Here is a 12838-nt window from a genome sequence, read left to right as displayed (position 1 = left end):
TATCTTTTTAGTCATTTTTTGTTTGCAAAAAGAACTAAACCGAATATACTAGGTAAGAACAATTAATGATTTGTAAAAAATAGCAAATAACGGGGGAAACATTTTGAAAAAATTAACAAAAATTATGACGATGATCATGCTTTTTGGACTTTTATTTACAGTAGTACCAACAGTGCCAACAGAGGCTGCTTCGGATGATTTTACAGTGAACGTAAAATTGATGAACAAATTAGGGTTATCAAGCACCTTCTACTTTACGCCAAAAGGCGAATCGGTATTGAAAGAAAATAAGAATGTTGTATTGACTAAAGATAAAAAATACACGGTTCAACAAACATTAGGGCTTTTCACGATAAAAGATGGCAGCAAAGTAATTGCTTCCGCTCTGGCAAAAGTAACGATTGAACCGAAAGTTTATTCCAAAGCCAATCATGTAATCTTGGCGAATACAGAATCTAAGACGGTTTCTTATCCGCATATCGGGACAATTGTGTTCCGCGCTTCAGGGCTAAAAATCCAAGCGGTCAACAGCTTGTACTTTGAAGATTACTTAAAAGGCGTCGTGCCAGCGGAAATGTCCGCAAGTTGGGGAAGCCCAACTTCTAAAGGAATGGAAGCTTTAAAAGCGCAAGCTATAGCGGCGCGTTCATACGTGTTTTCAAAAATGAACCAAACTTCGTTGGAAATCGATGACACGACAACCTATCAAGTGTATTCAGGGTTTATTTGGGATAAATTATCTCCGAGCTATAATGCCAACTACCAATACTCAAATCAAGCGGTCGATGAAACAAAAGGACAAATCTTGACCTATCAAAAAACGGCTACGACAAAGGGGTTTGTCACTGCGTATTTCTCTTCCAGCAACGGTGGCCAGACTGAACTTCCGGAGCAATATTGGACGGGGAAATTGCCGTATTTAACAGAATCAAAAGAAGATGCATTTGATAAAACAAGCGTTACGTGGAAACTGAACTGGATGAAGCAGCAGCTGCCGGCAACGGTCGATTTAGCAAAACCGGCTGGATGGTGGACGACGGCCAGTGAAGCAAACTTAGCAAGCGCAGTCGATTTGAAAAGCCGCACCGCGTTCGAATCATACAAAAACTATGTGCTAAAAGAGTTGAAAAAGAAAGACCCGGCGATTGACTCCATTAAAATTGCTTCAATCGACAATATCCAAACGAAAAATTACAGCAATACCGGAAAAGTTGCCGAGACAAAAATCGATCTTTCTTATTACGTGAAAAACACCAACGGCAAATTTGATATGGTGCCAGGAGCAGCTTCGCAAACTTTATCTGGCGCAACTCGCTATGATACTGCCGTTGAAATTGCAAAAGAATACGTAGGAACGGGGAAAGCCAACACACTTGTCATCGGCCGTGGCGATGTTCCGGCAGATGCGCTGGCAGGAACAGTACTTGCCCATAAACACAAAGCACCGATTTTAATGGTCAAGCAAAACAGCATTCCGGCAAGTGTTCAATCCTTTATGGAAGAACAAACAAACAAAGGTGCGACCGTCTATCTTCTTGGAGGGAAGGTTGCCATTTCCGCGGAAGTGGAAGAGGAAATCCAATCAAAAGGATTCAACACAATTCGGATTTCCGGCAAAGATCGGACTGGGACATCGCTAGCGATAGCGAAAGAAGTGGGAAGCTTCAGCAAAGTGATTTTTGCAACAGGCGATGATAATTCTTCGGATGCGTTGTCTGCATCCTCGTATGCAGCATCAAAACAAATCCCGATCATCATTCAAAAAGGACAAAAAACAGCTGCTCAAACAAAAACGTTCTTAGCTGAAAACGGCACGTCTTCCGCGATCTTAATCGGAGGAACGGCAGTGATTTCAGAAACGGTAGAAAATGAATTAGGTCTAGCGGGTTTGAATACCAAACGAATTAGCGGGACAACTCGTGTTGATACTAGCATCGCCATTAACAAAGAGTTGCCATTAACAGGTGCCAACATTGTGATCGGAAACGGCTACCAGTTCATCGATGCTTTGGCTGGTTCGGTATTGGCTGCTAAAACAGGATCACCAATTTTGATGGTCCATCCGGAAGTGAAAAACTTGCCAGTTGATTTCTTTGAAGCATTGGCGACAAAACACCAAGCCTATTTCCTTGGCGGTTCACTTGTCATTACCGATGATTTGAAAACTGGCATCAACAAATTTATTGCAGGGGCGTTAAAGGAAAACAAAAGCACGATTGAATTTAAAGGATCCACGGGATCAACAATGACCACTTTCCGCACAACTGTCGGGGGCACCAATTTAATGAGTACCGATTTTGATATTCTTAACCAATCTGACCGTTTCGTCATGGATGGTGCAGGGTTTGGCCACGGAATCGGCATGAGCCAATACGGCGCATTATACAGAGCCAAAGCGGGCCATTCAGCAAAAGAAATTCTTGACTTCTATTTCCAAGGCGCCGCGATTCAACAAACGACAAGCTTTATCAACTAAAACCAAAAGACCGGCTGCGCAGATTTCCAATGCGCAGCCGGTCTTTTCACTATCCGATCAAAATGTTATGATAAAAGCAGTGTGAAAAAAAGGAGTTTATTATGACAAAACTTTCTCGTTCTCAACCCATTGCCGTTAGTTTAAGTGTTGTTTCACTATTATTGCTTATAAAATTAGCCGTCTTCCGGCATCAGATCTACGGGGACCTTTCGGTGATCCGGTTAGTATTCGTTGAATTTCCGATGTGGATGCTCATACCAGCGCTGGTGTTTGCAATATCTCGGAAAATCAACTTTCTCGTTGCGCTGGTCTACAACCTGATTGTTTCGGCATTGCTTGTGGCCATCCTTTGGTACGACCGCTATTTTATGACGATTCCGTCATACTTTGATTTAAAGCAAAGCGGACAGGCTGGATCGGTCATGGAAACAGTCAACTTGTTATATTCTCCATGGGATGCGCTTTTCTTCTTGGATATTTTCGTCTATATCGCGGTGATGATCACCGTGCGCAAAGTGGCCGTAAAAGCGTCGAGCCGGAAAAAGCTGGGAGCTGCTGCAGGTGTTCTGTTGCTGTTTGTTGCAGTTACCACGATATTGGCGCTTCAAAAGCCGATGCTGGATGTGGCGCTGTTTGCCAAAGAGCAAGGTTTTGGGCAAACTCAGCTGGCACAAGCCTACCACCGGGGCATTGGAAAAGGGTCAGCTCAAGTTATTACGCTGACAGATCCGCAGCTTGAAGAGTTAAAAGGCAATAAATTTGTGCCATATGAACAGCATGACCAATTTGGCGTTGCCGAAGGCCGCCATTTATTTACAATTCAAGTGGAATCGCTTCAAGGGTTTGCGATCAACCAAACCATCGATGGCCAGGAAATCACACCGCACCTCAATGAATTGTTAAATGACAGCCTTTATTTCAATCAGATGTTCCAGCAAATCGGAGCGGGCAATACGTCTGATGCCGAATGGCTGCTGCACACATCGCTTTATCCGAAAGGAATGGAGCCGACTGTCAATTTCCTGAATGGCGAAAAAATCCCGTCGCTTGTTCATTTGCTAAATGACCGGGAGTATTACACGACCACTTATCATGCTGACAAGCTGGACTACTGGAACCGGAAAGAATTGTATCCGTCTCTTGGCTTTCAAAAAGCTTACAGTAAAGTGGACATTCCGCAAGAAGACGTTCTGGGATTAGGGACGTCTGATAAAGGCATGTTTAAATTTGCTGAAGAAGAAATCAAAAAACAGCATGGCGAAGGCAAGAACATTTACGCAAACTTGATTACCTTAACGAGCCACACGCCGTTCGCCATTCCAAAAGATGAGCAGCTGCTGAAGCTGCCGAAACAGTTTGAAGACACGTATACCGGCAATTATTTACAGTCGCTTCGGTATGCGGATGAAGCAATTGGCCAGTTTATCGCATTTTTAAAGCAAGAAGGCTTGTATGAACAATCGGTGATTGTCGTAAACGGAGACCATTCGGGGCTTCATGGTACGCCGATGACAACAAAAGACAATCAATTGATGGCGGAGCTTTTGGGCCGCACTTATACGATAAAGGACCGGTTTACATTGCCATTTATCGTTGCAGGACCGGGCCTGTTTGACGGAGAAATTGTTTCTCATTTTGGCGGACAAATCGACATGATGCCAACCATCTTAAATCTTTTTGGAATCAAACCGGAAACGCCAATGATCGGCCATAATATGCTGCAATACGAGAATAATTTGCTGACGATGCGCTATTATTTATCGGGCGGCTCGTTGATGACGGGCGAAGAAATCCTGCTCGGAGAAAATGCCCGATTCCCGAAACGGTATTACAATTTTGAAACTATGAAGCGTATAGAGGCTATTCCAGATAGCGTAGACGAAAAGAGCAAAAGTATACAAGAAATTGTAAATTATTCGGATATGCTTTTAAAACAATACTTGAATGAAGAAGAAGATGACGTAGTACCCGGATCTAAGTAAAACTTAGATCCGGGATTTTTTTTCCTGTTTTTTCAAAAGGAAGTGGTAAAGTCCTGAGAAGTCAATAGTTAATAAGTAGAGCTATAGGCCCGTTAATTGACTTGTATTTACTAAAAAATTATAGGAAATATGGGTAAATCCTCTTTTACCCACTTTAATTATGAGATAAACTCATTAGAAGGGCTCATTTTTCCCTTAAATGGTAATATTCTCTTGTTTACATCAAAAAATCACTGTAGTATAAAAGATAGAAAGAGGGGAATTGAGATTGAAGAAAAAAGTTCTACTTGCATTCGTACTGCTATTTGCACTTGTATTTAACCAAAACCTTCCAAATGTAAAAGCAGCTACAACAAAACCCACAGTCGTTCTTGACCCAGGCCACGGAGGAAAGTATGGAGGTACAGTCGGTTATTCAGGTAACCGAACCGGTTATTATGAAAAACACGCAAACTTGGAAGTTTCTAATCGTTTAAGAGACGAATTAGTGAAACTTGGCTTTCAAGTGAAAATGACCCGTTCAACCGACAAGCTATTTTCAAGTTCTTCAGCTAGCACAGACTTAAAAGAACGTATGAAAGTTGCGAATGGTTTTGTAGCCGGAAATAACGACAATTCAATCTTTATTTCGGTTCATCATAACGCAACGTCTTCTCCGACATACGGAGGATACGAAACATATTATTTCAACAGCAATTACCCAGATCGTAATTATCCGGCAGACCCTATGCAGACCGCCTATTCACCTGAAAGTCAACGCCTTGCAAATTTAACGCATAGCACGGTATTGTCAAAAGGCGTGAAAGAAGGGCGAGGAATTGTTCCTGGCGTCCTGTATGTTACAAGATCCGCCCAAATGCCATCTATACTTTTGGAAGTTGGCTATATGTCCAACCCGACAGAAGAAGCAATGATCAAAACATCAGCTTTCCAATCAAAAATCGCTAAGGCCGTTGCGGAAGGCGTCAACAAATTCTACAACGTCTATGTTGTCAATGACGCAAAAGGCAAAGCTTTAAAAACATTTTCATCCAAAACAGATGCGCTGAACTTCTCGAAATCGGTCAAGTCCAGCTATGTCATCTACAAGAAAACGGGTGAAGTGGTCGGCAGTACACCACCGCCAACTAATCAACCTGCACCGCTTCCAACTCTTGCATTCGGTGTTTATCACTCTGCAACTGAAATGAAAGATAATTTGTTTGCAACTGAAAAAGATGCAACAGCTTACGCGAAAAAATGGAAAAATACGCGCGTTGTCAATTTAAAAGATGGCACCGTATTATGGTCTAATTATTTGCCGCAAAAATACATCGTCAAAGATGGCAGCGATAAAGAACTAAAACGTTTCTACCAAGAACAACAAGCCGTTGACTATGCGAAAAAACAAGCAAAAGCATCGGTGATCGACAGCTCAATCACGGGTGGAGATGCATTCATTATTTGGTCTGATGCCAAAGCGAAAAACTTTATCGTGCGTTCAAAAGACAAAGGCGATATGGTCGCACTTTACAACCGCGAAGAAGCGAAAAGCTATGCGGCTCTTTGGCCGAACTCGGAAGTATACGATGTTTGGGCGAAGAAAGCCATTTACACAAATGCCAATAAAACAAAATACTCGTACAGCGCCAAAGACATTTACGCAAAAGATCGCCTTTTGACGGCAATCGAAGTTTCAAAACATCTTTATCCAAGCGGTTTTGCTTCGTCGAAAAAACAAAAGACAGTGGTCATCGCAACTTCCCATGAATACGCAGATGCTTTGTCGGCTGGTCCGCTCGCTTCTTACTACGGCAATGCGCCGATTTTATTAAACAAAAAAGACAAATTATCTGATGCGGTTCAAGCAGAATTGAAACGCTTGAAAGCCAACCACGTGATTTTGGTGGGCGGGACAGTGGCGCTTTCTGCAGATGTAGAAACCAAAATTAAATCATTGGGCATGAAAGTTGAACGCCTATCCGGTGCGACGCGTTATGAAACCAATGAAAAAATCAACAGTAAAATGCCGAATGCTGATGGTGCCTTAGTCGCTTCAGGCGGCAACTACCCAGATGCACTGACAGCGGCAAGCGTTGGTGTTGTGAAAAACTGGCCAATCGTGCTGGTGAAAGATAAAATGCCGGCAAGCCTTCAAAAAGCTTATGGCGACCAAGTTGTAATTGTCGGTGGAACCACAGCGGTATCGACGCAGCTTGAAGAAGAAGTTGGCAAAAAAGTCGGGAAAGACAATGTTGTCCGATTGTCCGGCGCAACGCGCTATGATACATCCAATGCCGTTGTTTCATATTTCAGTGAAGATTTTGTTTCCAATGAATTGATTGTGTCAGTCGGAACCAACTACCCGGATGCTTTAGTGTCGTCTGCTTTGTCGGCGAAATACAAAGCTCCGCTCATTTTGACAAAAGACGCCAGCATTCCTGAAACAGTTAAGAGCTTGGTGAAAACACAAAGTACGGAAAAATTGATCAACCGCACGAATTATGTCGGGGGAACCATCTCGAATAGCGTGAAAACAACAATTAACGGATTGCAAAAATAAAGAGGTGGAAAAGATGAAGAAAATGAATGCAGTGCTTATCGCTGCTCTTTTATTAGCTGGCTGCGGCACCGCTGCTCCTGAGGCAGAAAAACAAGACGCAGTCAACGGATCAACCAATGAAACAGCAGAAGTAGAAGAACAAGAAGCAGTGGCAGAAGAGGCAACAACTGAAGCCGCTATTCCAGAAACAATCGATCCAGAATCCATCGAAGAAACCGAAGCGGCAGAAGAGGTGGAAGTGACCACTCCTTCAGGAATTCAAGTTTATATGCCGGAAGCCGGATTGGTGAAGAAATTCACCGTGGATTCGTTTGATTTGGTCCGCGAAGTGAAAGAAGTACAAGGCAATAAAGTGCTCGAAGAAGTGGCGTTCGGCGACATGAAAGCCGTTCAAGTAACCGAATGGACAGAAACGGGCATGAATATGCTGATCGATACAGCTGAACTTTCAGGCATCAAAGACATTTCGATTGAAGGCCTTGTTCCGACAAGCGCTCCGATTAGCGTGATTAACGAAGAAAACAACGAAGCATCCGAATGGCAAGTAGTCGGGCCTGCCGAAACACTTGAAACGCCGGCTGGCACATTGGAAGACGTAATCGCTGTTTCGCAAGTGACAACTTCCGAAACATCCGATCAAGTCACGACCATTACTCAATACTTTGCGCCTGGCCTCGGCTTCGTCAAAGAAACATCAACGGTTAAAAACGGAGACAACGAGCAAACTTCTGTCGTGGAACTCGTTAGTTACGAATAAAAGTGCATTAAAAACCGCCTGCAGTTATGCAGGCGGTTTTTTTTTCGGGAAAAAAGAAAAATAAACACACAAACTTCTTTAGATCTTTATAACTAAAATAAACCGTTTTAAAGTTATCAGAAAATATAGAATAAAACAGTGTTATTACACGTTATTTCATGAGAAAAAGAAGAATCCCCTTAATTATACGGAAAAAATTTCAAAAATAATCCATTGATGTAATACAAAAGTTTTTTTGAAAAGTTATTGACACAATTGCAAGACTATTGATACTATTTAAATAGTGGAGAAATCATACATATTGTGGAAACATGTGGTATCTATTTCTCTATAAAAAACTATTGGGAGGCAATACAGTGCATAATAGTTCTAAGAAATGGAAAAAAATCGCATCAGTCGCTATGGTCACAAGTCTAATTGCGAGCAACGGCGTAATGACAGCTAGTGCTGCCACAAATCAGAGTGCAAAAGATAGTGAAAAAGATCTAGGTGCAATTAATGTGTTGTCCAATGCAAAAGCGGAGTTAATTAAAAAGCTTGAGAGCTCTAAAAAGACAGACATTGCTAAAGAAAAGGCAATTGAGCCTAACAAAGAAGTTCGGGTTATCGTAGAAGTAGAAGGAAAATCCGCTGTTGAAGTAGCTTCTGAAAAAGGTGTTCAATATAAGGAATTGGCTTCTGCCGATAAAACAAAAATCGAGAAGCAATTAGTCAGCACACAAGCTGCGGTTAAAAAGACGATTACAACTAAAAATATTGATTTTAAAGCTCAACACGAATATACAACTACATTTAACGGATTCAGTGGTGTCGTTAAATATAGCGAAGTAGAAAAAATCAAAAACTTGCCAAACGTTAAAAACGTTTACTTGTCAAACGAGTATGAAAGACCAGAAGTTACTCCTGATATGACAACAAGCCATGACTTCATCCAGTCTCGCCAAGCATGGGCGGACAGCAAATTGAAAGGTGAAGGAATGGTCGTAGCGGTTATCGACACAGGAATTGACCCAGACCATAAAGATTTTAACATTACAGATGCATCAAAAGTGGATCTGACAAAAGACAGCGTATCTAGCATCGTTTCTGCTAACGGCTTAAAAGGCGCTTATCAAAACGAAAAAGTTCCTTACGCTTATAACTATTACGATAAAAACGACGAAATCAGCGACAGCTCACCAGGCGCTTCTATGCATGGTATGCACGTAGCTGGTACAGTTGCGGCTAACGGCGACGAAGCTAACGGCGGCATCAAAGGCGTGGCTCCTGAAGCTCAAGTGCTAGGCATGAAAGTTTTCAGTAACGACACAAACTTCCCATCTACATTCTCTGACATTTACTTGGCAGCGATTGACGATGCAATCAAATTAGGCGCAGATGTATTGAACATGAGCTTGGGCTCGACTTCTTCATTCTACGAAGAAGACAGTGCTGAAGACAAAGCCATTTCAAATGCAGTAGCAAACGGAATCGTTGCTTCAGTTTCTGCAGGCAACTCAGGAACAATCGGCTACGGCTACGATAACGCTCATTACGACAACCCGGATTACGGTGTAGTCGGCGCTCCGGGATTGAATACTGACACAATCCAGGTAGCGGCAACTGGAAACTTAGTAAACCACTTTACACACGAAGTTGACTTCGGCAACGATTTGAAAGTCACTGGCTACGGCGTAGATGACTGGTCAAACTTGAAAGACATTGATGTAGTAAGCTTGAAAGGCCTTTCTGGAAAACCGGGTGCACTTGGCGGACCGGCTGATTATGAAGGAATTGATGTTAAAGGCAAAGTTGTATTAGTTGAACGCGGTGAGCATACATTCATCGACAAAACAAACTATGCTGCAGCGGCTGGCGCAGCCGGAATCATCGTTTACAACTCAGCAACTGCCACGAACTTCTATAAAGACCAAGGCGGCTGGGATATTCCGTTCATGAACATTGAACGCGCAGGCGGACTTGATTTAGAAAAAGCATTAGGCGCTAATGAACTTGACGGTGCTGTTAAACAAACGGCTAAAGAAGAAGGGCCTGAAGTAGGGCGCGCAACTGATTTCACGTCTTGGGGCGTAACTCCGGATCTTGAATTCAAACCGGAACTTTCTGCACCGGGCGGAAACATCTACTCGACTCTAGAAAACGACAAATACGGCGTTATGAGCGGAACTTCAATGGCAGCTCCTCACGTATCTGGTGGAGCAGCATTGGTTCAGCAGTACTTGAAAAACGACGATCGTTTTAAAGGCTACACACTTGATGCACGCACGAAACTTGCGAAAAAATTATTGTTGAACACTGCCGACGTAACGACAGGCGAAGGCGGAGACACAATTTCTCCACGCCGCCAAGGCGCTGGTATGATGCAGCTTCATTCAGCTGTAAATACGCCAGTCATTGTTACTGAAAAGCAAACGGATGAAGCAAAAGTAAACGTCAAAGACTTTACTGATTCATCATTCTCGTTCACCTTAACTGCTGAAAACTTAACAGGCAAAGCGGCTACTTATAAAGTAGACACTTCTGTATTGGCGGATATGTTCGCAGAAACAGGATCTGTCACTTATAACCAAATGAAATCCGGAGACTTGAAAGGCGCTAAAGTAACAGCTCCTGCAACAGTGACGGTGCCAGCTAACGGCAAACAAGAATTCACTGTTAAAATCGATATCAGCGAAGGACAAGTCCAAGGCGTTGATAAAGACGGCAAAGAGAAGTTCAAGAAAATCGAACAAAACGTATTTGTTGAAGGTTTTGTAAAACTGCTTGCTGAAGATACGGTTGCGCCGGATCTAGTTGTTCCTTACATCGGCTTCTACGGTGAGTGGGACAAACCAGAAGTATTGGATGCTTTCGGACCTGAAGAAAAAGACGAAGTGAAGTTCTATAACGACATTTACAAACAACTTGGTATTACAACAGACGCTGATGATGGCAAATATTTATTAGACCTAGTAGAAGTTGATGGGAAACTTGTTTATCCAATTTCTCCAAACGGGGATAACTTGTCTGATAAGATCAACGGTATCTCAACATTCTTGCGTAATGCTAAAGAATTCGAAACAAATATTTTGGATAAAGATGGCAAAGAGTTGACGACTGTCAACGTTGAAAACAATGTCATCAAAAACTATTACAATGGTGGAACTGGTTCATACATCAGCTACAACGATGACCGTGCTTGGAACGGAACAGTAGGCGGCGAAAAAGTGGAAGATGGTTTGTATCAATATGAATACAAAGCAAAAATCGACTACGAAGATGCTGAATGGCAAAGCAAGAAATTGCCAGTTTACGTCGACACAGTTGCTCCAACTGGAACAGTATCAGTAGATGAAAAAACCAACACATTAAACTTAACCTTTACTGATGAAGGGGTAGGAACTTCTTATTATGAAGTTTATGTTGATGGAAAACGTTTAGGCGGAGACAAAGGAACATTCGATGCTACTCAAAAGTCAATCAAATTGTCTGATTACGATGTAGATGGCAGCCAAGTCAATGTAGTGAAAGTAGTTGCAGTCGATTATGCGTACAACGCTGGTTTGATTGCCAACAACATTGACGACTCAGCTAAACCGGTTATTTACTTGGATGATGCGGGCCCAGCTCCACTAGGCTTGTATGGCACTACTAAGATTCCGGTATCTGGTTATATTGATGAAGAATTATTGGCTTCATTGACAGTAAACGGAAAACCAGTTGATTTTACTGAAGGAACTGGAGAAAAAGACTTTGTTTTCAATACAGTTGTTGAAGTTTCAGGTGAAGGCCGCCATGACATTAAGATCAAAGCGACTGACGTAAACGGCAATGTTTCTGAAATCGCACGTCCGGTCTTTGTTGACTTGACGAACCCAACTATTGGAACAACAGCTCCTAAAGTTGTAGACAACGACAAAAAATCAGTTTCATTTGACGTAACAGTTAAAGATAACTTTAACTTGGTTAAATTGACGCTTGATGGCGACGTTCTTTACAACCAAGACGTTTATGATGAAGTGAAAATTCCTAATCCAATCGCGAAAACTGTTACAGCAAATGTTGATTTGGAGCCAGGCGTTAACACATTCACACTTGTTGCTGTAGATGGCGCTGGCCACAAAGTGACGAAAGAAGTGAAAATTGAACGTTCTGTAAACGATCTTCGCGTAGAACGCGTTAAAGGATCTGACCGTTATGAAACTGCTGTGGAGTTGAGCAAAGAAGGTTGGGAAACTTCTAAAGTAGTAGTTCTTGCACGCGGAGATAACTATGCCGATGCATTGGCGGGTGTTCCTTTAGCTAAGAAATACGATGCTCCATTATTGCTTTCACGCACAAGCAAATTGCCTGGATCAACATACGATGAAATCAAACGTTTGAAAGCTGAGAAAGTTTATGTTCTTGGTGGAACTGGAGCGATTTCTGACGCTGTTATCAAACAATTGAAATCTGATGGAATTACGGTTGAACGAATCAGCGGTAAAGATCGTTTTGAAACGGCAGCGAAGATTTCTGAGAAATTCGGTAAAGCGGATTCTGCAATCATCGTAAGCGGCGAGAACTTCCCAGATGCATTGAGCGTAGCAAGCTATGCTGGATCTGAGGGGCTTCCGATCTTGTTGACTCGTGAAAACACATTGCCGAATGCTACAAAAGCAGCATTGGTTAAACTTCAAACGAACCGCAGCCTAGTGATCGGTGGTACATCTGCAGTTGGCAAAACCGTTGCTGACAGCTTGCCGAATGCTTACCGCATCAGCGGAGATACTCGCTACGATACTTCTCTAGAAGTAGCTAAATACTTCGGAAAAGATACGGATAGAGTTTACGTGGCAACTGGCACATCTTATGCCGATGCTCTTGCTGGCGGACCATTAGCTTCTCGCCACGAAACGGGCGTGTTCTTAGTAGGAAAATCAATTACACCTGAATTGGGTGAATACCTGCAAGACCACCATGTTGAGTATGCGAAAGTTATCGGTGGAACAATGGCAGTATCAGATAAAGTTGTACAAGAACTTAACGACTACTTGAAAGACAAATAAGAACGAAAAAGAGGCAAAGCGCAAAATGGCGCTTTGCCTTTTCTTTTGCCATCC

The 12838-nt window shown here is 42.5% G+C and carries 5 protein-coding genes; all 5 read left to right on the top strand.

Annotated features, from left to right (window positions below; all coding sequences use genetic code 11):
* The first annotated feature begins 103 nt into the window (after window positions 1-103).
* The 5 genes from ACRRQV_RS07360 to ACRRQV_RS07340 all read left to right on the top strand — a co-directional run bounded on the left by ACRRQV_RS07360 (window position 104) and on the right by ACRRQV_RS07340 (window position 12784).
* A complete protein-coding gene (locus ACRRQV_RS07360) occupies window positions 104-2476 on the top strand; it encodes a SpoIID/LytB domain-containing protein (protein WP_432529221.1) in 2373 nt (790 codons plus the stop codon).
* Window positions 2477-2577: 101 nt separating this feature from the next.
* The gene (locus ACRRQV_RS07355; RefSeq protein WP_432529219.1) at window positions 2578-4458 is read left to right on the top strand and encodes an LTA synthase family protein; all 1881 of its coding nucleotides are present in this window, start codon (window positions 2578-2580) and stop codon (window positions 4456-4458) included.
* 268 nt (window positions 4459-4726) lie between these two features.
* On the top strand, window positions 4727-7000 hold the full coding sequence (locus ACRRQV_RS07350; protein WP_432529217.1) for an N-acetylmuramoyl-L-alanine amidase: 2274 nt from the start codon (window positions 4727-4729) through the stop codon (window positions 6998-7000).
* A gap of 13 nt (window positions 7001-7013) precedes the next feature.
* Window positions 7014-7757 (top strand): hypothetical protein, encoded by a 744-nt coding sequence (locus ACRRQV_RS07345; RefSeq protein ID WP_432529215.1) that lies wholly within the window; start codon window positions 7014-7016, stop codon window positions 7755-7757.
* A 356-nt stretch (window positions 7758-8113) separates the two neighbouring features.
* Window positions 8114-12784 (top strand): cell wall-binding repeat-containing protein, encoded by a 4671-nt coding sequence (locus ACRRQV_RS07340; RefSeq protein WP_432529213.1) that lies wholly within the window; start codon window positions 8114-8116, stop codon window positions 12782-12784.
* Window positions 12785-12838: the final 54 nt, after the last annotated feature.

The sequence above is a fragment of the Planococcus sp. YIM B11945 genome (assembly GCF_050864155.1).
In the GTDB taxonomy this organism is placed as follows: domain Bacteria; phylum Bacillota; class Bacilli; order Bacillales_A; family Planococcaceae; genus Planococcus.
Note: the sequence above shows the minus strand (reverse complement) of the source record. Positions and strands in the feature narration are given on the sequence as shown.

Bases quoted from the DNA above. Each gene is read 5' to 3' on its own strand.
- ACRRQV_RS07355 (WP_432529219.1), top strand. From the start codon at position 2,578: ATGACAAAACTTTCTCGTTCTCAACCCATTGCCGTTAGTTTAAGTGTT.
- ACRRQV_RS07345 (WP_432529215.1), top strand. From the start codon at position 7,014: ATGAAGAAAATGAATGCAGTGCTTATCGCTGCTCTTTTATTAGCTGGC.